This window comes from Phreatobacter sp. AB_2022a, from assembly GCF_026847585.1.
Taxonomy (GTDB): domain Bacteria; phylum Pseudomonadota; class Alphaproteobacteria; order Rhizobiales; family Phreatobacteraceae; genus Phreatobacter.
In genome coordinates this window covers 17,906-40,708 of the sequence record NZ_JAPSET010000051.1, presented here as the reverse complement: position 1 = coordinate 40,708, position 22,803 = coordinate 17,906, and the positions used below count along the sequence as shown (strand labels likewise).

Genomic DNA, 22,803 nt, shown 5'->3' with positions numbered 1-22,803 from the left:
CGAGCGCGGCCGCCGTCGCGAGCTATCGCCAGCGCGTGCTGGCTCATCTCGCCCGCTTCAAGGTCTATCCGGATCAGGCCCGCGAGCGCGGCATTGTCGGCCGGGCGGTCGTCGCCTTCACCCTGTCGCGTGCCGGCCAGGTCACGGCTTCGTCTCTGGCCGGCTCGTCGGGGGCGGCGATCCTCGACCAGGCGACGATCGCCATGCTGCGCCGCGCCCAGCCATTCCCGGCCATGCCGGACGGCGGTCCGATGACGATGAGTTTCACCGCAGGAATCCGTTACGACCTCAGGTGAAATCCATTATAGGATTGTCGAGAATTCAAGGAGACAAACGATGTTCATCGCAATGAATCGCTTCAAGGTGATCAAGGGTGAGGAGGCCGCTTTCGAGCAGGTCTGGCGCTCGCGTGAATCATACTTGAACGAGCTCGCCGGCTTTATCGAATTTTCGCTGCTGAAGGGGCCGGAGCGCGAGGATCACACCCTCTACGCCTCGCACACTGTGTGGGCGTCGAAGGAGAATTTCACCGCCTGGACCAATTCCGAGCAGTTCCGCAAGTCTCACGCCCGCGCCGGCCAGGGTAAGCCGCTGTCGATCGGTCATCCGGAGTTCGAAGGGTTCGAGGCCGTGCTGGTCGACGACAACCGTTCGGTTCCCAGCGCCGCTGCCGAGTGAGGAAGGCGCCATGACTGCCCAAGCAACGGCTTCCGCCGAGGAGCGGCTGGCCGCGGCCCGCGCCGCGCTCGCCGCCAAGCCGGATGGCGTCATCGAGGCGGTGGCGCGCCAGCATGGCGTCGCCTCCCGTGACGTCCTCGCCATGCTGCCGCCCTCGGAAGCGGTCTTCGCGCCGGCTTCCGCCTTCGCCGACATCTGGCAGGACATGACGGGCTGGGGCGAGATCCTGTTCATCGTCAACACGCCGGACATCGTCCTGGAGTGTCACGGCACGCTGCCTGCCGGGTCCAGCGCGCAGGGCTGGTTCAACGTCCACGGCGACAGCCCGATCGGCGGCCACATCAAGGCCGACAATTGCCGCGAGATCGGCTTCGTCGACCGGACGTTCCACGGCCGGCGCTCCTGCTCGGTCCAGTTCTACAACGCGGCGGGCGAGGCCATGTTCAAGGTCTTCGTGCGGCGCGACGCCGAACGCCAACTCCTGCCGCAGCAGACCGCGCGTTTCGAGGCGCTGCGCGCCCGCTACGCCTGATCCGTCGCCAGGACGGGACGAGCCCGAGCGCCCGCGGTGTCCGCGGGCGCTTTTTTTTTGGGGCGTGCCACCCGCGGGGTTCGCCTTAGCCCGTTCGGCGGATCGGGCCGGTTCCGGCATTGCTTGCGCGGCGGCCGCTTTGCCGCTTTGTTTGCAGAAAGGTTCCATCGACAAGAGGCCGAGCCCCGGATGGAGGCTGCGGACCCGGAACCGGATGAGGGAACGCAACGCCCATGCGGCAGCCCCCTGCGCCGCAGCGGCTCGAGGGAGGCTCGCATGCCGGCAAACGGATCGTCCGACACGGATGTCGCGGATTTCGTCGTGGTTGGAGGCGGTTCGGCCGGATCGGTCGTGGCCGGCCGGCTCACCGAGGACGCCGCAACCCGCGTGGTGCTGCTGGAGGCGGGCGGCGGCGGCGACAGCCTCGCCATCCGGACGCCGGCCGGCATCATCGCCATGCTGCCGACCAGGCTCAACAACTGGGCCTTCTCCACCGTGCCGCAGAAGGGTCTCGGCGGCCGTGTCGGCTATCAGCCGCGCGGCAAGGCGCTCGGCGGATCCTCGGCGATCAACGCCATGGTCTATATCCGCGGCAACAAATGGGACTACGACCACTGGGCGAGCCTCGGCAATGCCGGCTGGTCCTATGCCGACGTGCTGCCCTATTTCGTGAAGTCCGAAGCCAATGAGCGGCTGGACGGGCCGCTGCACGGCCGCGAGGGGCCGCTGAACGTCGCGGACCTCAGGACGGGAAATCCATTCCCGCAGATCTTTCTCGATGCCTGCCGGCATCTGCAGATCCGGGTGACCGACGATTTCAACGGCGACGACCAGGAGGGCGTCGGCCTCTATCAGGTCACGCAGAAGAACGGCGAGCGCTGGAGCGCGGCGCGCGCCTATCTCCTGCCGCATATCGGCAGGCGCACCAATCTCGACGTGCGCACGGGGGCGCTCGCGACGCGCATCCTGTTCGAGGGCAAGCGCGCCGTCGGCGTCGAATACCGCGCCGGCGGCGAGACCCGCATCGTGCGGGCCAGGCGCGAGGTGATCATTTCCGCCGGTGCGTTCCAGTCACCGCAACTCCTGATGCTGTCGGGGGTCGGTGACCCCACAAAGCTCGGCCGGCTCGGCATTCCCGTGGTCGCCGCGGCGCCGGGCGTCGGTGCGAACCTGCAGGACCATCCCGATTTCATCTTCGGCTACAAGTCGAACAATCCGGCGCTGATGGGTGTTTCGCCCGGCGGCTCGGTGACGCTCGTCAGGGAGATCCTGCGCTACCGGCGCGAACGGCGCGGCCTGCTGACCTCCAACTTCGCCGAGGCCGGCGGGTTCCTGAAGACGAGGCCGGATCTCGACGTGCCCGACATCCAGCTGCATTTCGTCATCGGCATGGTCGACGACCACGCACGCAAGCAGCATCTCGGCCACGGCTTTTCCTGCCATGTCTGCCTGCTTCGGCCGAAGAGCCGTGGCACGCTGGAACTGGCGAGCCCGGATCCGATGGCCGCGCCGCTGATCGATCCGGCCTTCCTCGACCATGCCGACGACGTCGCGGCCATGGTCGAGGGCTTCAAGCTGACGCGCCGTATCATGGACGCGCCGCCGCTCGCCGCGCAGGCGACGAAAAACATGTTCACCGCCGGGGTCGAGACCGACGATGAGATCGTCGACACGCTGCGCAGGCGCGTCGACACGGTCTATCACCCGGTCGGCACCTGCAAGATGGGCACCGACCCCATGGCGGTGGTCGACCCCGCCTTGAAGGTGCGCGGCCTGGAGGCGCTGCGCGTCGTCGACGCCTCGATCATGCCGACCCTGATCGGCGGCAACACCAATGCACCGACCATCATGATCGGCGAGAAGGCGGCCGATCTGATCCGCGCTGCCTGAGGCCGGCCGGCCTTGGTCTGGCCTGCCGGACCGGCCGTCCCTGTTCACACGGCGTTGTCGCGGGCGAATTTCGCCACGTCCGCGTGGGTCGCGAACCAGACGTCGCCCTTCGCCTTGGCGTGGCGGATCAGCTCTTCGATGATCCAGATGCGCGAGCGGTAGCCGATGATGTGCGGGTGGGTGGTGAGCTGGAAGATGCCGCCTTCCTCGTAGGCCGCGTCGAATTCGCGCCGGAAGATGTCGAACACCGCTTCCGGCGGCGTATGCGGGCGCAGCGACTGGAACCGGTGCATCATGAAATAGACGGCGTCGTCGCGCACCCATTCCACCGGCAGCTCGACGATGCCGGTCGGCGTGCCTTCGAGCTCCAGCTCGTAGCAGTCCTCGTCCGCCATCAGCGAAGAATCGTAGAGGAGGCCCATCTCCTTTTCGATGCGCAGCGTGTTGGGGCTGAAATCCCAGGACGGCGTGCGCAGGCCCACCGGCCGGACGCCGGTGATCTTTTCCAGCGTATCCGCCGAGCGCAGCATCAGGTCGCGTTCGGCGTCGTAGGGCAGCACCGAATTGAGCTCGTGGATCCAGCCGTGGATGCCGATCTCGTGGCCTTCGGCGACGACGCGCCGCTGCTCGTCCTCGTGCAGCAGGGCCGCCACCGCCGGCACGTAGAAGGTCGCCGGCACGCCGTGGCGCTCCAGGATCTTCAGGATGCGCGGCACGCCGACGCGCGGGCCGTACTGGCCCCAGGCCATGCGGCCGATGGACTTGCCGCCGTCGCGCAGTTCGTTGGTCTCGTGGTCGGCGTCGAACGACAGCGCGAAGGCGCAACGCGCGCCGCCGGCCCACTGCGCCGGGCGATAGCTGCGGCCGGCACGCACCTGGCCGACCAGCTTGCGCCAATGCGCTTCCGGCCACTGCCAGGGTTCCATGGTGGTTTCGGCTGGATTGCTCATCTCGAACCTCTCCTGTTGCTTGGCGAATGGCGAGTGGCGAATAGCGCGTGGGGACGAGGCGAAACGGACCGGCCAGGCGCAAGAGGCGGCATCCCAATTCGCCATTCGCTATTCGCCACTCACCTCATTTTCCTCCGTCGACCGGCAGGACCTGGCCGTTGACGAAGCTGGCGAGGTCCGAGGCGAGGAACATGACCACCTTGGCGATCTCGTCGGCCGTGCCGAGCCGCTTCAGCGCGACGCTGTCGACGATCTGCCGTTGCCGCTCCTCGCTGTACGACGCCCATTGCCGTTCGGTGGCTGCATTGGTCCTGACGAAGCCCGGCGCGACGCTGTTGACGCGGATGCCGTGCGGGCCGAGCTCGTGGGCAAGCTGCCGTGTCAGGCCTAGAAGCGCATGCTTGGCCGCGCAATAGGCCTGGACGCCGGTCAGCGATGCCTGCAGCGCCGCGCCCGAGGTGATGGTGACGATCGCGCCCTGGCCGGCCCGTTTCATGGCGGGGGCGGTCGCCCGGCACAGGGCCAGCGCCGAGCCGAGATTGATCTCGAGGATGCGGTCGAAATCGGTGTCGGCGACCGTCTCGATCGGCACGGGCGCCTGGCCGGCGACGCCGCCGGCATTGCTGACCAGCACGTCGATCGCGCCGCCGGCGCGGGCTTCGACCGACGCGATCCAGTCGGCGCCGGCCTTGCGGTCCATGAGGTCGACGACGTCGGTGACGATCTGGGGCGAGGCGATCGCCTTCAGCTCGTCGCCGAGAATGTCGCAGCCATAGACGGTGGCGCCGGCGGCGGCGAAGCGCTGGCTGATGGCGCGGCCGAAACCGATGGCGGCGCCGCTGACGGCAATGGTCTTGCCCTGGAAATCGAGGCTCATGCGCGCACCAGTTCGTCGAGGTTGTCGTCCGTCATCGCGCGCTTGCCATCCTCGATCTCATGGATCATGGCGACGAGCGCCGCGAGCTTGGGGCAGGGGATGCCGTGGCGCGCGCCGAGAGCCGCCACCGGGGCGAGCTGAACGTCGACCTCGGTGCGCCGCTTGCGCACGGCGAGGTCGCGCCAGATGCCGGAATGGGTCTTGGCGTTCGGCCGGTTGAAGGCGACCATGGCGGCGACGCTGGCGCGCGCCGCCGCCTCCGACGAGCCCGGCTGGAAGGCGGCCGGATCGAAGCCGTTGAAGCCGCGTGGCGTCACGCCTTCGGCGCGGGCGACGCTCAGCACCTCGGTTGCAAGGCCGCGCCAGAGCGGCAGCAGCTCGGGCCGGGCGAGGCAATCGGCGATGCCGAGCTGGCCGACCCCTTGCGCGAACAGCAGCGAGCCATAGGCGAGCTTGCCCCAGAGATAGGAGCCGACATCGTCGGTGATGATCGCATCGGGCTCGAACAGCCTGACGTCGGCGAGCAGCGCTTCGAGGCGCGGCGTCGTCTTGCCGTCGAGCTCGCCGACCACGAACGCGGCCCGGTTGCCGTAGTGGATCTCGCCGGGCCCGATCCAGTCGGCGCCGAAATTGATGAAGGCGCCGACCGTGCGCTCGGGCCCGACGATGCCGGCGATGATCGGCTCGCAGAGACCGTTCTGCAGCGACAGGACGTAGCCGTCGGGTGCAAGATGGGGCCGAAGCGCGCGCGTCGCCTCGGCCGTGTGATGGGCCTTCACCGCGAGGAAGATGCGCTTCCAGGTGCCGGTCAGTTCGGCCGGCGTGAAGGCCGGCGCGGTCACCGTCATCGGATCGACCGGGCCGGTGATGGCAAGGCCGCGGGCCGGATCGCGGATCGCCGCCACGTGCTCGCCGACGATGTCGACGAAGGTCACGTCGCGGCCGGCGCGCTTCAGCGTGGCGCCGACGGTGCCGCCGATCGCGCCGGCGCCCCAGATCAGGATCGGTTCGGATGTCGCTTGTCGGGACATGATCGTTTCCTTGTCGTGTCGGATCAGCGCAGGCGCTCGTGCGCGGTCTCGCGGAAGCCCCAGATGACGACGGCCGAGACGATGCCCGCGAGGATGAGATAATAGGTCGGCGAGATCGGCGAACCGGTGACGCCGATCAGCCAGGTGGCGATGAACGGCGCGAAGCCGCCGAAAATGGCGACCGACACGCTGTAGCCGATCGACATGAGCGTGGTGCGCGAATGGGTCGGGAACAGTTCGGAGAGCGCGGCCGGGCCGGCGCCCGAGAAGGCTGCGATGAACAGGTTGAAGACGATCTGGATCGCCACGATCGTCACGAAGGACGAGCCCGACAGGATCACCTGGAACAGCGGATAGGGCAGCACCACGAAGGCGATGCAGCAGGCGAGCAGCAGCGGCTTGCGGCCGATCCGGTCCGAGAGCGCGCCGAACAGCGGCGTGGCGAGCACGAGGATGACCAGCGCGACCGCATTGCCCCACAGCGCCTGGCTCTGGCTGACCCCGGCATGTTTGGTCAGGAAGGTCGGCATGTAGTTGAGCATGATGTAGTAGGAGACCGTCCAGATGATGGTGAAGCCGAAGGCCTTGGCCATCAGGACGAGCGGACTGCCGAGATCGTGGCTCATGGGGCTCGGCGCCTGCTGCGCGGCGGTGAAGGCCGGTGTCTCCTCGATATTGCGGCGCATGTAGAAGCCGACCGGGACCAGGAGGCCGCCGAGCAGGAACGGGATGCGCCAGGCCCAGTCGTTCATCTGCTGGGCGGTGACGAGCCCGGCGACGATGGCCACGACCAGGCTGCCGAGCAGGCTCGCGCTGGCGATCGAGGCCTGGCCGATGCCGCCGAACAGGCCGCGCCGGCCTTGCGGCGCGGATTCGATGATGAAGGCGGTGGCGCCGCCCCATTCGCCGCCGGCGGCAAGGCCCTGGATCAGGCGCATCACGACCAGCAGGACGGGAGCGAGGATGCCGATCGTTTCGAACGAGGGCAGGATGCCGATGCCGACCGTGCCGACGGCCATGCCGAAAATGGTGATGAGCAGGGCGACCTTGCGGCCGCGCTTGTCGCCGATCCGGCCGATCACCGCGCCGCCGAGCGGGCGGGCGAGGAAGCCGACACCGAAGGCCGCGAAGGAGGCGAGCAGGGCCGCGACCTCGCTCTCGCTCGGGAAGAACTTGGTGGCGATGGTCGAGGCGAGGAAGGCGTAGACGACGAAGTCGTAATATTCGAGCACATTGCCGATCGAGGCGGCCATCAATTGCCGGCGGCGGGTGGCGGACGACATGGCGCTTTCGCTGTCGTGGGGTGCCGGCACGGGCTGCACGGTCGTGGGTTGCACGGTCCTGGGCTGCGCGGTCATGGGGTGACGATCCTCCTTGTCGGATTGGCGATATCGATTATCGCTTATCGTTTATCGAGAGCGGTGCGGCGGCGCCGGATCAGGCATCGTCCTGCATGGCGAGGTTGCGGGTGAGGGCCTCGGCGGCCTCGGCGAGAGCGGTGAGAATGGCGGCGCGCTTGACCTGGAAGCGCGGCGTGACGCAGCCGATGTCGAGGGTCGCGAGGATCGCGCCGTCGGGCCCGAAAATGGGCGCGGCGATGCCCGTGCCGCCGAGCGCATATTCTTCCTCGACGATGGCGATGCCGCGCTCGCGGACTCCCTCGACGATCGTGCGCAGCGTCTCCAGACGGGTCACGGTCGCCGGCGTCAGCTTGACCCGCGGCGAGGCGGTCAGCATCGCCTCGCGCTGCGCCGGAGGCGAAAAGGCGACGAGCACGCGGCCCATCGCCGTGCAGTAGAAGGGCGAGGGCACGGCGAGATCGACGTCGTAGCGGATGTTCTGCCGGGCGACCTCCTTGGCGAGGATCTTGACCGCGCCGGCTTCGGCGGCACCGAGCAGGACGGTTTCGCCGACCGTCTCGCAGAGCCGCTCCATGACCGGTTCGGCGAGGGCGATCAGGCGGGCGTGGCGGTGGCCGCCCCAGCCGAAGCCATGGGTGCGAAAGGTCTCGTTGAGACGATAGCGATCCGCCGCGTCGCGCGAGACGTAGCCGCGGGCGAGCAGCGTGCGCAGCAGCATCAGCGTGCTGCTCTTCGGCAGTCCGAGCGCCTCCGAGGCTTCGCTCAGCGACGCGCCTTCGGCATGCCCGGCCAGATGTTCGAGCAGGTCCAGGACGCGGGCCGCGGAGCGGACGGTGGCGGTCATATATCTGTCCGTGGTTCAGAATGCTGAACAGAGCCTATGAACGCCCGGCCGTGGAGTCAAACCTGCCGGCGGCATTGCCCTGTGGAGCAGCGGCGTGGCCGCCGCCCGGGTTGCAAAAAAAAGCCGCCGCGGAGGCTCCGCGGCGGCCGGGTGGCAGGAGAGGCGTGGTGCCCGTGGCGGCGAGGGCGCCGCCTCAGAAATTGACCTTGTCGCCGCCCTTCAGCGCCAGGATCTCGCGGGCCTCGTCGGCATCGGCCACTTCCAGGCCCAGGCCTTCGATGATCTGGCGCACCTTGGTGACCTGTGCGGCATTGGACTCGGCGAGCTTGCCGGGGCCGATCCAGAGCGAGTCCTCGAGGCCGACGCGCACATTGCCGCCCATGGCAAGCGACATGGCTGCGATCGGCATCTGGTTGCGGCCGGCGCCCAGCACCGACCAGTGATACTGGTCGCCGAACAGCCGGTCGGCCGTGCGCTTCATCATGACGACGTCCTCGTAATGCGGCCCGATGCCGCCGAGAATGCCGAACACCGACTGGATGAAGAACGGCGGCTTGATGATGCCGCGGTCGGCGAAGTGGCGCAGGGTGTAGAGGTGGCCGATATCGTAGCACTCGACCTCGAAGCGGGTGCCGTTATTGGCGCAGGTCGTAAGGATATATTCGATGTCGGCCAGCGTGTTCTTGAACATGCCGGCGCGCGAGCCCTCGAGATAGGCGCGCTCCCAATCGTGCTTGAAGTCCTTGAAGCGCTCCAGCATCGGATAGAGGCCGAAATTCATCGTGCCCATATTGAGGCTCGCGACCTCGGGGGCGTAGGTCGCGGCCGGCTTGACGCGCTCTTCCACCGTCATGGTCATGGCGCCGCCGGTGGTGATGTTCACCACGCAGTTCGACGACTGCTTGATCACCTTCAGGAACGGCGCATAGGCCTCCAGGCTCTGGTCCGGCCGGCCGTCCTTCGGGTCGCGCGCATGCAGGTGCACGATCGCCGCGCCGGCCTTGGCCGCGCCGATCGCCGCGTCGGCGATCTCCTGGCCCGTCACCGGCAGGTGGGGGGACATGCTGGGCGTGTGGATCGAGCCGGTGATGGCGCAGGTGATGATGACTTTTTTGGACTTCGCCATGGCGGGCGCTCCGATGCGAGTTGAGATCCGTCCGGTCCTTCGGGATCAGGCCGGTTTTTTCTTGGCGGCACGCTTATGTGCCTTGAGGGCGGCGAGCCGTCCGTCGCGCCAGCGCGACAGGCGCGCAATCCGCTCGGGCGACTGCTCACCGGCCCATTCGGCCATGATGGCCTTTGCGTTGCGTTTGGAAAAGGCGTCGCGGCCGGTGAGCCGCCCCAGATTTTCCGCATAGCGGCTGTTGTAGTCGGCAATGCCGGCGGGCGCGTTGAGCTCGATCGTCTCGAACGGCCCCATGAAGGACCAGCGCAGGCCGAGCCCGTCGCGGATCGTCTTGTCGAGGTCCTCCGGGCTCACCACGCCGTCGCCGACGAGCTGATAGGCCTCCGCCAGCAGCACGGCCTGCAGCCGGTTCAGCACGAAGCCGTCGATCTCCCTGCGCACGGTGATCGGCACCTGGCCGACCTTTTCGTAGATCCGGCGCGCCTTCTCGACCACAGCAGGATCGGTCCAGGGCGCCGGGCACAGCTCGACGATCGGCACGAGGTGCGGCGGATTGACGGGATGGCCGACCAGCACGCGGGCGCGGTGCTTCAGGTCTTTCGCCCAGAGCGAGGAGACCAGCACGGAGGTCGAGGAGGCGACGATCGCATCGGCCGGCGCCAGCCGGTCGATGGCGGCGTGGATCTCCTTCTTGGCGGCCACGGTCTCCGGACCGTTCTCCTGCACGAAGGCGACGCCCGTCAGCGCCTCCTCGAGGTTCTTGGCGACGACGAGATTGGCGGCGGAAGCCGCGGCATCCTTGACCAGATCGAGGGCCGCCAGCTCCTTCAGGTTGCGGGCGATGTGGCTGCGCGCCGCCTTGGCCGCGCCGGGAGCGGGGTCATGGAGGGCGGTCGTCCAGCCGTGGCTGGCAAAGACGGTGGCCCAGGCCCGGCCGATCAGGCCCGAACCGACGATGGCGACTTTCGGCATGCTGTCTCCCCGATGAAATATGTCACAGCCACAGGACCTTGCGGCGCAGATCCTGGTCGTCCCGCAGGCTCTTCGACGCGCCGCTCCAGGTCACCGTGCCGCGTTCGAGCGCGACCGTGCGGTCGGACAGCGCCAGGGCAAGGTCCAGGTGATGGTCGACGATGATGATCGACACCTCCCGGCGCAGCTTGTCGAAGGCCTCGAACAGTTCCTCGGTAATCGCCGGCGACAGGCCCTCGAAGGGTTCGTCGAGCAGCAGGATGCGGGTGTCGCCGACGAGCGCGCGGGCCACCGCGACCATCTGCTGCTCGCCGCCGGAGAGGAAGTCGGCCGGGGTATTCCAGCGCTCCTTGAGCCGCGGAAAGAAGCTCAGCACCTTGTCCTCGTCCCAGTGCCGGCCCGCGCCGGTCAGGCGCTTCAGCCGGCCCAGCATCAGGTTGTCCTTCACCGGCATGCCGGCGAACAGGCCGCGCCCCTGCGGCACGTAGCCGACGCCGCGCCGGGCAATCCGGTCGGAGGAAAGTCCGGCGAGCGCCTCGCCGGCGAGCAGGATGCTGCCGGAGGCGGGCGGCGCGATGCCGGTAATGGTCTTCAGCAGCGTCGACTTGCCGGCGCCGTTGCGGCCGAGAAGGGCGACGATCTCGCCTTCGGCGACCGCGACCGAGACGTCGTTCAGGATATGGCTCTTGCCGTAGAAGGTGTTGACCCCGTTCATCATGAGCAGGGGCGTCTCGGTCGCCGCAGAGGGACGCTCCTTGGCGGTGATGGCGTGGGTGCCGGAACCGAGATAGACGGCCTGCACCTTCTCGCTGGAGCGGGCTTCCTCCACCGTGCCGTCGATCAGCACCTCGCCGTCATTCATGACGGTGACGTGGTCGGCGATCTGGAACACCCGGTCGATGTCGTGCTCGACCAGCAGCACCGGAATGTCGGCCGAGATGGTCTTGATGATGTCGCCGACCCGGCGTCGCTCCGCGGCGGCAAGCCCCGCCAGAGGCTCGTCGAGCAGCAGCACGCGCGGCCGGGTGGCGAGCGCGAGCGCCATGTCGACGAGGCGCTGGCCGCCATAGGAAAGCGAGCCCGCTTCGGCCTTTTCGATCCCGGCGAGGCCGAGATAGCGCATCAGCGCGGTGGTGTCGGCGGCAACCCCGGGCAGGGCGGCCGCGCGCGTCCAGACGCCGAAGCGGCCGGAATGGCGCGCCTGGATGGCGAGACGCACATTCTCCTCGATCGTCAACCCGCCGAACAGGTTGGTGATCTGAAACGAGCGGCCGACGCCGGCCGCGGTGATCGCCTGCGGGCTGAGGCCCCCGATCGGCCGGCCGTCCAGCGTCACCGTGCCGCTGTCGGGCGGAAACATGCCGGACAGGAGGTTGAAGGCGGTGGTCTTGCCGGCGCCGTTCGGGCCGATCAGGGCATGGAGGGTGCGGTCCATCACTGTGAAGCTGACGCCGCGCACCGCGCGGATGCCGCCGAAGCTCTTCACGATCCCGTCGGCGCAGAGCACCGGGCCCGCGCCGCTGCCTTCGTGGACGAATTCGCGCGGCACCGGCCCGACCGCCTCGACCCGCCGGCCGGCCATGGCCGCATCGGTCTCCGGCAGCCTGCGGAACGGTGCCAGCAGGCGCTGGGCGACGCCGGTGAGCCCGGTCGGCGAGAACACGATGAAGCCGACGAACATCAGGCCGAAGAACAGGAGCCAGCTCGACGTGAACAGCGAGAGATATTCGCGCGACAGCATGAAGAACAGGGCGCCGAGGGCAGGGCCAAGGAAGCTGCGCATGCCGCCGATGACCACCATGGCGAGCAGCTCGCCGGAGAACTGGATGGCGACCGGGTCGGCCGAGGTGAAGCGGTGATGGAAGGCCGAGAGCGCGCCGGCAAAGCCGGTCAGCGCCGCCGAGACGGTGAAGGCGATGAGCTTGTAGCGGTCCGTGTCGTAGCCGACGAAGCGGGCGCGCGTCTCATTCTCGCGGATCGCCACCAGCACGCTGCCGACCGGCGCGTTGTGGAACCGCTGCAGCACCAGCACGACGACGAAGCCGAGCAGCGCCACGAGGCCGTAGAAGGTCCAGCCATGGTTGAGGTCGACCGGGCCGTAGTTCGGTCTGACCACGCCGCCGAGGCCGTTCTCGCCGCCGGTCAGCTCGGTCCAGCGGAACGAGATCGTGTACATGACGGCGGTGAGCGCCAGCGTCAGCAGCGAGAAATAGACGCCGCGCCGGCGCAGGATGACGAGCCCGGCGATGGCCGCGGCGAAGGCGACGAACAGGACGGCGAACAGCACGGGCAGCAGCATCTGGCCGGCCAGGGCATGGCGCTGGGCGAGCACGGCAGCATAGGCGCCGACGCCGAAGAAGGCGCCGTGGCCGAAGGAGACGAGGCCGGTATGGCCGACCAGGATGTTCAGCGCCATGGCGGCGATGGCGAAGATCACCACGTCGGTCGCCGAGGTCAGGGTGAGGCCGATGGCCAGCATGAACAGCGGCAGCGCGATCAGCGCCGCGGCGGCCACGAGAAGGGAGCGCAGTTCGGAGGTCATGGCGGTCACTCGAACTTGGCGATGCGTTCGCCGAACAGGCCGCGCGGGCGCAGGAGCAGCACGAGCACCATCAGGAGGTAGACCGAAGCTTCGGTCGCGGCGGGGTAGAAATGCGCGGCGATGCCGCGCGTCACGCCGACGATCGCCGCCGCCGCCACGACGCCCCAGAACGAACCAAGACCGCCGATCACCACCACCACGAAGGCGAAGGTGATGATCTCCTGGCCCATGGCCGGGTGGACGCCGGCGATCGGCGCGACCAGCACGCCGGCAAGGCCGGCCAGGCCGACGCCGATCATCACGACGGCGGTCATGTAGGGCCGCAGCGAGATGCCGAGCGCGCCGACCATGTCGGGGTTCTGCACGCCGGCGCGCACCACCTTGCCGAAGGCGGTGCGGGAGAGCAGCAGCCAGAGCCCGAGGACACAGGCAGCCGCGATGGCAAGGATCATCAGGCGGTAGCGGGAATAGACGAAATCGCCGATGAATACCTGGCCCCTGAGCGCCGGCGGGATCGAGAACGGCACCGGCGCCGCGCCGTAGATCATGCGCAGCGACTGCTCGGCCACCATGGCGAGGCCGAAGGTCAGCAGGAGGCCGAGGATCGGATCGCCGGTATAGAAGCGGCGCAGCAGGAAGCGCTCCACGACCATGCCGATCAGCGCGACGAGCAGCGGCGAGGCGACCATGGCGCCGCCGAAGCCGAGCTGGGGCGCCAGCGTCACGGTCAGATAGGCGCCGATGGCATAGAAGGCGCCGTGCGCGAGGTTCACGATGCCTCCGAGCGAGAAGATCATCGAGAGGCCGAGCGCGATCATCAGGTAGTAGGCGCCGTTCTGGAGCCCGTTGAGGATCTGCGACAGGAGCGGAATGAAGTCGATCACGAACACCTCTCGGGAAGGCCCAAGGGCCGGGTGCTTCGGGCGGCGGATGCGGGCGGGGCGAGGAGCGAGCGGGGAGGCCGCCGGGGCCTCCCCGCCTTTGCATGCAGGCGCCGCCGCGGGGGGCATGCGGTGTGTGGCGCGCTGCACGTCTGCCGGTCAGGATGGCTTGCGAGCCCTCAGGTCTTGAACACGCACTGGTTCTCGTCGGCGGTCGCGGCGATCGCCTCCAGGCTCTCGTCCGGGCCGGGCACCGGCGGCGACGAGGAGAAGATGTCCCACTGGTTCTTCACCTGCGCCGCGGGCAGGGCGGTGATGGCATACATTTCCATCATCATCTGATGGTCGCTCGCCCGGAAATAGCCCTCGCGGGTCTTCAGGAGATCGAACTTGGCGCCCTTCTCGAACAGCTCGACCAGCTTGGCCGCCTCGGTCGACTTGGTCTCGGCCATGGCCTGGGCGATCACCTTCAGCGAGCAGTAGTCGCCCCAGGCCTGGTTTTCCGGCGGCCGCTTCCAGCGGGCGAGATAGGCCGCGACGAACTTCTTGCTGCTCGGCGTGTCGACGAGATGGTGCCAGACGACCGGCCAGATGCCGCCGAAATTGCCCGATCCCGCACCCCAGGCGAGCGCCGTGTCGAAGCCGAAGCCGGCGACCGGGAAGGACAGGCCGAACTCGGCATATTGCTTGAGGAAATTGGTGATCTGGGTGCCGGCGAGATTGAGGATCACCACGTCGGGGCGGGCGGTGCGGATCTTCAGGAGGAAAGGCGAGAAGTCGGCGAGATCGGTCGGGATCAGGTCGTCGCCGGCATGGTTGCCGCCGTTCTCGGCCATGTAGCGCTTGGCAACCCGCAGCAGGTCGTGGCCGAAGGCATAGTCGGCGGTCAGCGAATACCATTTCTTGCCGCGCACCAGCCCGTCGCGCACCAGCGACCGGCCGACCGCCTTCACATACATCGAGTTCTGCGCCTCGATATGGAACATGAAGCGCTGGCAGTCGGTGCCGCGCAGCGCGTCGGAATTGGCGCCGGTATTGATGAACAGCACCTTCTCGCGCTGCACGACCTGGCCGATGGCCAGCGCCGAGGCGGAGGAGATCTCGCCGATCAGGGCGGTGATCTTGTCGCGCTGGATCAGACGTTCCGCCTTGGCCGACGCCTGCTGCGGATTGGGGCTGTCGTCCATCACCAGCTCGACCTTGCGGCCCATCACGCCGCCGGCCGCGTTGATCTCCTCGGCGGCGAGCTGTACCGCCTGCACGGCATATTCGCCCAGGGGGCCGAGAAAGCCGGTGCGGGGGGTGATATGACCGATCTTGATGGCCTCGGCCTGGGCCAGGCTGATGGCCGGCGCTCCGATCACGCCGAGCGCGGCGGCGCCGGCCGATGCCTTCAGAAGCCTGCGGCGCGAAAGGTTATGGACGAGCGGCATGAAACGTCTCCCTCAAGGTTTTTGCCTGCCCTGGAATGAGCGGGCCCGTTGTCCGGGCCTCGCCGACGGCCGCTCTATCAGCTTGCCGTGATCTGTGATCACAGTTATGGTTTCCCAATCGGGACGCTTTGTCCAGCCCCTTCTGAATGTGATGACCAGCGCCGTTGAAGCCCTCACCACCATTGGCCCGATCGAGCGCCAGACCCTCGGCGACCAGGTCTACGGCCATATGCGCGAGCTGCTGATGGCGGGGCGCCTGGCGCCCGGCGAAAAGCTGTCCCTGCGCGCGACGGCCGAGGCGCTCGGGATCAGCATGATGCCGGTGCGCGAGGCGGTCAGCCGGCTGGTCGCCGACCGGGCGCTGGAAGTGACGCCCAACCGGGCCATCCGGGTGCCGGTGCTTTCCGTGGAGCAGTTTCGCGAGCTCTCCGCGGTCCGCATCGAGATCGAAGGCTTTGCCGCCGAACGCGCCGCCTCGGCCGCCACCCCGGCGGAGATCGTCGCCATCGCAGAAGCGGAGGAGGCCTTCCGCCGCCTCAGCCTCGATGCCGGCGCCGATCTCTCCGAAGCGGTCAGCCGCAACAAGGAGTTCCATTTCGCGGTCTATGCGGCGAGCGGCCTGCCGACCCTGTTCGAGATCATCGGCGGGCTCTGGCTGAAGGCCGGCCCGGTCATCAACCTCGACCTGCGCGCCAATCCCGAGCGGCTCGCCACCGGCGGGGCGGTGCGTTTCCACGCCGACGCGCTCGCCGCCATCCGCGTCGGCGACGGGCCGGCGGCGCGCCGGGCCATCGCCGGCGATATCCGCGGCGCCTCGGAATTCATCATCGCGCGCGGCGGGCTCGCCCATGCGGCGGCCGACGGCTTTTCCGACATCAAGATCATCTGAGGGGACGCATCCATGGACATGGGCATCAAGGGCCTGCGCGTGCTGGTGACGGCGGGGGCCAACGGCATCGGCCGCGAGGTCGCGCGCGCCTTCGTCGAAGAGGGGGCGCGGGTCCATGTCTGCGACGTCGACGCCGAGGCCATCGCCGCGCTTGCCGGCACCGATCCGGCCATTTCCGCCAGCCTCTGCGACGTCACCGACCGCCAGGCCGTGGCCGGCCTGTTCGAGACGGCGCTCGCCAGGCTCGGCGGGCTCGACGTGCTGGTCAACAATGCCGGCACGGCCGGCCCGACCGGCCGGGTCGAGGAGATCAACCCGGAAGACTGGGACCGCTGCATCGACGTCTGCATCACCAGCCAGTTCAACTGCGTGCGCCTGGCGGTGCCGCACCTGAAGAACAGTGCGAACGCCTCGATCATCAACCTCTCCTCGGTCGCCGGTCGTCTCGGCTTCGCGCTGCGCACGCCCTATGCGGCAGCCAAATGGGCGGTCATCGGCTTCACCAAGTCGCTGTCGGTCGAGCTCGGCGAGTTCGGCATCCGCGTCAACGCCATCCTGCCGGGCCTCGTCGAAGGCGACCGCATCCGCCGCGTGTTCGAAGCCAAGGCGCAGGCGCGCGGCGTCTCGGCGCGCGAGATCCAGGAACAGGCGCTGAGCTATACCGCGCAGAAGACCATGGTGACGGCGCGCCAGCTCGCCGACCAGATCGTCTTCTGCGCCTCGCCGCGCGGGCGCACCATTTCCGGGCAGGCGCTGTCGATCTGCGGCGACACGCTGATGCTCAGCTGAGCGCGCCGGCGGCTTGCCGGGCGCGCGGATGATCGCGCCCGTGCAGGACCGCAGATGCCCCGCGGACCGCGAGAAGACTTTGCTTGTCGCCGGAGATACTTGGCGGAGATGAGCATGTTCTGCGACGGCCGATAATAAAAGACAATGTTTCATTGACGTCGACCTGAACAGGCAGAACCCTAAACGGGAGCCTATGATGCAGGAGACGTCGCATGACTGTACTGACGCGCCGCGGCTTCGGCCTCGTCGCCGGCGGGACGCTTTTCGCCCCGCATGTCCTGCGGGCCGCACCCGATCTGAGCAAGGTCACGCTGCGGGTCGGCGACCAGGTCGGCCAGCAGCAGAGCAAGCTGAAGGCGGCCGGCCTCCTCGACGATCTGCCCTACCGCATCGAATGGTCGGTCTATCCGGCCGCCGTCCATCTGCACGAAGCGCTGAAGGCGGGGGCGATCGACATTGGCGGCGCCAATGATTCCCCGACCGTCAGCGCCATTGCCAACGGTTCGCCGGCAACGGCCGTCGCGGCCTGGGACAATGGCGGGCGGGGCACCTATCTCCTGGTGCCGCGCGGCAGCACGGCAGGCTCCCTCGCGGATCTGCGCGGCAAGACCATCTCGCCGACGACCCGCGGCAGCGTGGCGCATCATCTCGTCGTCGGCGAACTGCGCCGCGCCGGCCTGACGGCGGAGGACGTCAAGCTCGCCTTCCTCAATCCGGTCGATGCCGGCGCGGCCTTCGCGGCCGGCAGCATCGATGCCTGGGCGACCTGGGGCATCTATGCGGCGCGCGTGCGCGGCGTGCTGGGCGGCCGCGTGCTGTCCGACGGCAAGGGCATCAATTCCGGCCTGTTCGTCTACAGCGCGACAGCCTCGGCCCTGCGCGATCCCGGCAAGGTCGCGGCGATCGCCGACCTCTCCGAACGGGTCAACCGCGGCTATCAATGGTCGCGCGACAATCGCGCGGCCCATATCGCCTGGTTCAAGACATTTCCCCGGCAGGACGACCAGATCGCCGCCGCGCTCTACGAGGACGAGGCGAGTCACCGGCGTGTCGCGATCGACGACGTCTTCGTCGCGCGCCTGCGCAAGACCTTCGAGACCTGGCGGTCGGTCGGCATTCTCGGCGGCGACATCGATTTCGACCGGCATGTCTATCGCGCGCTCGCGGTCGGAGGTCCGGCATGAGGAGCGATGGCGCGGCCGTGCTGAGCTCGGAGCGGGAACTGGTGGCTGCGATGGCGATGGGGCCGATCGCCTCGGTCGCGCCGGCGATCCCGACCGGCACGAAGGCGCCCGCCGCGGCCCTGCGCCCGGATGCCGGTCCGGGTCGGTCGCGCTCCATCGCGATGGTCGCGATCAAGCCTGCCGCCGCGGCGCGGCACCGCCTGCCGCGCGCCCTGCGGCGGGCGATCGGCCCCGTCCTCCTGGTCGCGCTCTGGCATGGCCTGTCGGTCACGGGACTGCTGCCGCCGGAGGCCCTCGCCGGTCCCGTGCGTGTCCTCTCCAGCGCCGCGGCGCTCTGGTCGACCGGCGAGTTGCAGGACGCCATGGCCGCCTCGCTCGGCCGCGTGCTTGCCGGGCTCGCGATCGGCGGCGCGACCGGCCTCGTTCTGGCCGTCCTTTCGGGCCTGTTCAAGGTCGGCGAGGATCTGATCGACGCCACCGTGCAGATGCTGCGCACGGTGCCGAACATTGCGCTCATTCCGCTGCTGATCATCTGGTTCGGCATCGGCGAACCGCCGAAGATCGCATTGATCGCGCTCGCCACCTCGTTCCCGATCTATCTCAACGTCTATGCCGGCATCCGCAACGTCGACCAGGCGCTGGTCGATGCCGGGCGGACACTCGGCCTCAGCCGGGCCGGATTGATCCGGCATGTCGTCCTGCCCGGTGCCTTGCCGAGCGCCCTGGTCGGGCTGCGTTACGCGCTCGGGGTCGCCTGGCTGGCGCTGGTCTTCGGCGAGCAGGTCAATGCCACCGCCGGCATTGGCTTTCTGATGAGCAATGCCCGCGAATTCTTCCAGACCGACGTGATCGTCGTCTGCCTTGCCGTCTATGCGCTGCTTGGCCTCGCCGTCGACCTCGTCGTCCGTCTCCTCGAAAGGATCTTCCTGTCATGGCGACCGGCATTCACGGGGGCCTGACGCCGGACCGGCCGGCGGCCGTTACCGTGCGCGGCCTGACGCGGCGCTTCGGCGACCGGGCGGTCATCCGCGATCTCGCTCTCGACATCGCCGCCGGCGAGTTCGTCGCGCTGGTCGGCGCCAGCGGCTGCGGCAAGAGCACGCTCCTGAGGGTGCTCGCCAATCTCGACCACGACATAGCGGGCGAGGTGCAGGTGCCCGTGAAGGTGGCGGTGGCCTTTCAGGCGCCACGGCTCATGCCGTGGAAGCCGGTCTGGCGCAATGTGGTGCTCGGCCTGCCGGGTGGCAGCCGGGCGCGGGCCGATGCCGCGTTGGCCGAGGTGGGGCTGTCCCACCGCGCCGACGTCTGGCCGAAGGTTCTGTCGGGCGGCGAGGCGCAGCGCGCTTCGCTCGCCCGCGCCCTGGTGCGCGACCCCGACCTGATGCTGCTCGACGAGCCGTTCGGCGCGCTCGACGCGCTGACGCGCCTCAAGGCACAGGCGCTCGTCGGCGAGCTCTGGCAAAGGCACGGCTGCGCCATCCTGCTGGTCACCCATGACGTCGATGAAGTCCTGATTCTCGCCGATCGCGTCCTGGTGATGGCCGACGGCCGCATCGGCCACGATATCCGTGTCGACCTGCCGCGCCCGCGCAGCCGCGATACCGGTATATTCGCCGCCCTGCGCCAGGATATTCTCGGTTGGCTGGGCGTGGCGACGCCCGGTGCCGGGGCGGCGCGCGCGGCATGAGCGGGGCGCGTCAAGCGGCGGACGATCTGGCGCTTCGTGCCGACGTCCTGGTCATTGGCGGCGGCATGGCCGGAGCCTGGGCGGCCGAGGCGGCCGCCCGCGAGGGTGCCTCGGTCGTCCTCGTCGACAAGGGCTATTGCGGCACGAGCGGCGTCACCGCGACGGCCGGGCCGGGCCATTGGTGGGCGCCGCCGGATCCGCCCGAGGCGCGCCGGCGCGCGATCGCCGGCCGCCAGGCCATCGCCTTCGGCCTCGCCGACCCGGACTGGATGGAAGCGATCATCGACGAGACGTTCCGGCGGCTGCCGGGGCTGGGCCGGCATTACCGGTTCACGCCCGACGACCGCGGCATCGTCAACTACCGGGCGGTGCGCGGTCCGGAATATATGCGCGCGCTGAGGGCGCAGGCCCTGGCGGCCGGAGTGACCATCCTGGATCATCATCCCGCCATGGAGCTCGTGGCCGACGGGGACGGGGCCGTGGCCGGCGCACGCGGCCTGCGGCGGCAGGCCGGGGGAGGCCGGTGGATGGTGACGGCGGGCGCGACCATCCTGGCCGCCGGCGGCACGAGCTTCCTGTCGCATCTCCTCGGCGCGCGCACGAATACCGGCGACGGCTACCTCATGGCCGCCGAGGCCGGCGCTGCCTTGTCGGGCATGGAGTTCACCGCGGCCTATACGATCGCGCCGCGCCGTTCCACGATGACCCGCACCATGTCCTATGCCTTCGCCGACTATTACGACGGCGACGGCCGGGCGATCGATGCGCCCTTCGGGCCGGACCAGACGCTGAAGATCGCCCGCGCCCTGCTGCGCGGGCCGGTCTACTGCTCGCTCGCGCGCCTGCCGCAGGATGTGCGCGACCGCCTCCACACCATTTCGCCCAATGTGCCCCTGGTCTTCGAGCGCTTCGGCATCGATCCCTATCGCGATCGGTTCGAGGTCACGCTGCATACCGACGGCACCATTCGCGGCATCGGCGGCGTGCATGTCGCGACGCGAGACTGCGCCACCACGGTCCGGGGCCTCTATGTCGCCGGCGACAATGCGAGCCGCGAGCGCGTCACCGGCGCTTCGTCGGGCGGCGGCAATGTCAATTCGGCCTGGGCGCTGTCATCGGGGATCTGGGCCGGGCGCGCCGCGGCGGCCCATGCCCGGCGCGTCGGGGCAGCGGATCGCGGCGCCCTGCGGCCGCTCGGGCGCGCCGGCCTGCAACCGGCCGGCGGCGCTCGCCCGCTCGACCTTCCCGCGCTCGCCCGGACGGTGAAGGACGCCATGCATCCCTACGACCGGAACCTGTTCCGCTCGGCGCCTGGCCTCATCGCCGCGCGCACGGCGCTCGATGCCGCGTGGTCGGAGCTCGGCCGCCATGGCGATGGCCGAGCCGAACCGCTGCGCCAGCGCGAGCTGGCCGCACTGATCGCGTCGGCACGCTGGTCGGTGGCGTCGGCGCTCGTCCGTGCGGAAACGCGCGGCATGCATATCCGCGCGGATCGTCCCGCGCTCGACCCCGGTCTCGGTCATCGTCTGCTCGCACGCGGCCTCGACGAGGTTGTGATCGCCGTCGAGACCGCCGCCGGTCCCCGGTCGCAGCTGGAGCCCGTGTCATGATCGCGCTGCTGGTCGCGGAACGTTGCACCGCCTGCAATCTCTGCGTCGATGTCTGCCCGACCAATGTCTTCGAGCGTGCCGGGCAGGGCGCGCCCGCCATTGCCCGGCCCGACGATTGCCAGACCTGCTTCATGTGCGAGCTCTACTGCCGCGCCGACGCGCTCTATGTCGACCCGGATTGCGAGCGGGCGGTGGCGGTGGACCAGGCCCACGTGCTGGCGGCCGGCTTTCTCGGCCGCTACCGCCGGCATTCCGGCTGGGACGAATGGCAAGATCTCTATCCCAATGAGCAATGGCGCATGGAGACGGTGTTCCGTCGGGCCGCGGAGGCGGCGGGTGCGGCGCGCGCTCGGGCGGAAACCGGCGCATCGCAGGAAATTTTAGCAACACGCGCCGGAGTGGAAGAAGAGTCTCGATAGGGTAAAGTATTTGGACGGACATTCCCGACGCAATTCTTATGATCTGCAGGATCAGATGTGGCGAAGAATGTCGGATGAATTATACGATCAGCCTGCTCGACAAGAGCCCCGTAGCGCCGTCAGGCAACGGCGTCGATGCCTTGCAGACCAGCATCCGGTTTGCCGAAGCCGCCGAGGCGCTCGGCTATGCCAGGCTCTGGCTGGCCGAGCATCACGGTTCGCCGGGGCTCGCCGGCTCGGCGCCGGAAATCCTCGCCGCCCATCTGCTGGCGCGCACGCGGTCGATCCGGATCGGCACCGGCGGCGTGCTGCTGCAGCACTACAGTCCCTTCAAGGTGGCCGAGGTGTTCAAGGTGCTGTCGGCGCTGGCACCCGGGCGCGTCGATCTCGGCATCGGCAAGGCGCCGGGCGGGCTGCCGATCACGGCACGGGCGCTGCAGGCCAAGCATGGCGGCGACGGCCGGCCCGGCTTCGGCGCGCAGCTCCGCGACCTCCACGGCTTCCTGGACGGGAGCCTGCCTGACGGCCACCCGCTGAGCGGGGCGATCGCCCATCCGCAGGTGCCGGCGCGGATCGAGCGCTTCCTGCTCGGCGCGAGCGAGGAGACGGCGCGGCTGGCGGCCGAGCTCGGCTGGAACTTCACCTTCGCGGGCCATTTCAACGGTGATGTCGAGAGCATCGAGACGAGTTTTGCGGCCTATCGGGCGCTGGCCGGCCGCGCGCCGTCGCTGGCCGTCTTCGCTTATGCCGACACATCCACCGCGAAGGCCAGGGAGGCGGTGGCGCATGTGCGCATCTTCCGCCTGACGCTGCCCGACGGCCGCCGGTTCAACGTCGCGAGCCTCGACCAGGCGAGCGAATTCGCCCGCCAGGTCGGCGCTGAGACCTATTCGATCGAGCCGGCCGAACCGCAGGTGATCGCCGGCACGGCCGACGAGGTTCGCCGCGAGCTCGACCGGCTCAGCCGTCGCTTCGGCGTCGAGGAATTCATCATCGACACGCCGGTGGCGGAGGCGGAGCGGCGCATCGGCAGCATCGAGCGCATTGCCGGCCGGCGGCTGACCGCCGCGGCCTGAGCGATGCCGACAGATCAGGGGACGCAAGATCC

General features: G+C 68.9%; 22 protein-coding genes. 12 read left to right on the top strand and 10 right to left on the bottom strand.

What is annotated here, in order from left to right:
• From OZ671_RS26835 to OZ671_RS26820, 4 genes are all read left to right on the top strand, one after another.
• A partial coding sequence (locus OZ671_RS26835) for an energy transducer TonB (RefSeq protein ID WP_268863550.1) occupies positions 1-296 on the top strand: 296 nt, incomplete at its 5' end.
• A 40-nt stretch (positions 297-336) separates the two neighbouring features.
• Positions 337-678, top strand: coding sequence for an antibiotic biosynthesis monooxygenase family protein (locus OZ671_RS26830; RefSeq protein WP_038314123.1), 342 nt, complete (start codon positions 337-339; stop codon positions 676-678).
• Positions 679-688: 10 nt separating this feature from the next.
• The gene (gene hutX / locus OZ671_RS26825) at positions 689-1,210 is read left to right on the top strand and encodes a heme utilization cystosolic carrier protein HutX (protein WP_038314122.1); all 522 of its coding nucleotides are present in this window, start codon (positions 689-691) and stop codon (positions 1,208-1,210) included.
• A 276-nt stretch (positions 1,211-1,486) separates the two neighbouring features.
• Positions 1,487-3,100: a GMC family oxidoreductase gene (locus tag OZ671_RS26820; RefSeq protein WP_268863549.1), complete on the top strand. Its 1,614-nt coding sequence runs from the start codon at positions 1,487-1,489 to the stop codon at positions 3,098-3,100.
• A 44-nt stretch (positions 3,101-3,144) separates the two neighbouring features.
• On the opposite strand, the gene OZ671_RS26815 is transcribed toward OZ671_RS26820, so the two are convergent.
• The 10 genes from OZ671_RS26815 to OZ671_RS26770 form a co-directional block, all read right to left on the bottom strand.
• A complete protein-coding gene (locus OZ671_RS26815) occupies positions 3,145-4,050 on the bottom strand; it encodes a polysaccharide deacetylase family protein (protein WP_268863548.1) in 906 nt (301 codons plus the stop codon).
• A 124-nt stretch (positions 4,051-4,174) separates the two neighbouring features.
• On the bottom strand, positions 4,175-4,927 hold the full coding sequence (locus OZ671_RS26810; RefSeq protein ID WP_268863547.1) for an SDR family NAD(P)-dependent oxidoreductase: 753 nt from the start codon (positions 4,925-4,927) through the stop codon (positions 4,175-4,177).
• Entirely contained in the window at positions 4,924-5,958 is a 1,035-nt protein-coding gene (locus OZ671_RS26805) for a ketopantoate reductase family protein (RefSeq protein ID WP_268863546.1), read from the bottom strand. The genes OZ671_RS26810 and OZ671_RS26805 overlap by 4 nt, the downstream gene beginning before the upstream one ends.
• 23 nt (positions 5,959-5,981) lie before the next feature.
• Positions 5,982-7,316: an MFS transporter gene (locus OZ671_RS26800; protein ID WP_268863545.1), complete on the bottom strand. Its 1,335-nt coding sequence runs from the start codon at positions 7,314-7,316 to the stop codon at positions 5,982-5,984.
• Between the two features lie 79 nt (positions 7,317-7,395).
• On the bottom strand, positions 7,396-8,163 hold the full coding sequence (locus tag OZ671_RS26795; RefSeq protein ID WP_268863544.1) for an IclR family transcriptional regulator: 768 nt from the start codon (positions 8,161-8,163) through the stop codon (positions 7,396-7,398).
• Positions 8,164-8,356: 193 nt separating this feature from the next.
• Positions 8,357-9,289: a 3-keto-5-aminohexanoate cleavage protein gene (locus tag OZ671_RS26790; protein ID WP_038314116.1), complete on the bottom strand. Its 933-nt coding sequence runs from the start codon at positions 9,287-9,289 to the stop codon at positions 8,357-8,359.
• 45 nt (positions 9,290-9,334) lie between these two features.
• Positions 9,335-10,261: a 3-hydroxyacyl-CoA dehydrogenase gene (locus OZ671_RS26785; protein WP_268863543.1), complete on the bottom strand. Its 927-nt coding sequence runs from the start codon at positions 10,259-10,261 to the stop codon at positions 9,335-9,337.
• A 22-nt stretch (positions 10,262-10,283) separates the two neighbouring features.
• Positions 10,284-12,803: a branched-chain amino acid ABC transporter ATP-binding protein/permease gene (locus OZ671_RS26780; RefSeq protein WP_268863542.1), complete on the bottom strand. Its 2,520-nt coding sequence runs from the start codon at positions 12,801-12,803 to the stop codon at positions 10,284-10,286.
• Positions 12,804-12,808: 5 nt separating this feature from the next.
• Entirely contained in the window at positions 12,809-13,684 is an 876-nt protein-coding gene (locus OZ671_RS26775; protein ID WP_268863552.1) for a branched-chain amino acid ABC transporter permease, read from the bottom strand.
• A 179-nt stretch (positions 13,685-13,863) separates the two neighbouring features.
• Positions 13,864-15,117, bottom strand: coding sequence for an ABC transporter substrate-binding protein (locus OZ671_RS26770; protein ID WP_268863541.1), 1,254 nt, complete (start codon positions 15,115-15,117; stop codon positions 13,864-13,866).
• A gap of 151 nt (positions 15,118-15,268) precedes the next feature.
• Between OZ671_RS26770 and OZ671_RS26765 the strand changes: the two genes are divergently transcribed.
• From OZ671_RS26765 to OZ671_RS26730, 8 genes are all read left to right on the top strand, one after another.
• Complete coding sequence (locus OZ671_RS26765) at positions 15,269-16,006, top strand: GntR family transcriptional regulator (protein ID WP_268863540.1); 738 nt, start codon at positions 15,269-15,271, stop codon at positions 16,004-16,006.
• Positions 16,007-16,018: 12 nt separating this feature from the next.
• Entirely contained in the window at positions 16,019-16,795 is a 777-nt protein-coding gene (locus OZ671_RS26760) for an SDR family oxidoreductase (RefSeq protein WP_268863539.1), read from the top strand.
• A gap of 212 nt (positions 16,796-17,007) precedes the next feature.
• Positions 17,008-17,979 carry an ABC transporter substrate-binding protein gene (locus OZ671_RS26755; protein WP_268863538.1) on the top strand — a complete coding sequence of 324 codons (972 nt, stop codon included), beginning with the start codon at positions 17,008-17,010 and terminating at the stop codon, positions 17,977-17,979.
• Entirely contained in the window at positions 17,976-18,938 is a 963-nt protein-coding gene (locus OZ671_RS26750; RefSeq protein WP_268863537.1) for an ABC transporter permease, read from the top strand. The genes OZ671_RS26755 and OZ671_RS26750 overlap by 4 nt, the downstream gene beginning before the upstream one ends.
• Positions 18,911-19,666 (top strand): ABC transporter ATP-binding protein, encoded by a 756-nt coding sequence (locus OZ671_RS26745; RefSeq protein ID WP_268863536.1) that lies wholly within the window; start codon positions 18,911-18,913, stop codon positions 19,664-19,666. Before OZ671_RS26750 ends, OZ671_RS26745 begins: the two co-directional genes overlap by 28 nt.
• On the top strand, positions 19,663-21,276 hold the full coding sequence (locus tag OZ671_RS26740) for an FAD-dependent oxidoreductase (RefSeq protein ID WP_268863535.1): 1,614 nt from the start codon (positions 19,663-19,665) through the stop codon (positions 21,274-21,276). The genes OZ671_RS26745 and OZ671_RS26740 overlap by 4 nt, the downstream gene beginning before the upstream one ends.
• Positions 21,273-21,695, top strand: coding sequence for a 4Fe-4S dicluster domain-containing protein (locus OZ671_RS26735; protein WP_268863534.1), 423 nt, complete (start codon positions 21,273-21,275; stop codon positions 21,693-21,695). The genes OZ671_RS26740 and OZ671_RS26735 overlap by 4 nt, the downstream gene beginning before the upstream one ends.
• 74 nt (positions 21,696-21,769) lie before the next feature.
• Positions 21,770-22,771, top strand: coding sequence for an MsnO8 family LLM class oxidoreductase (locus OZ671_RS26730; RefSeq protein WP_268863533.1), 1,002 nt, complete (start codon positions 21,770-21,772; stop codon positions 22,769-22,771).
• The last annotated feature ends 32 nt before the right edge of the window (positions 22,772-22,803 follow it).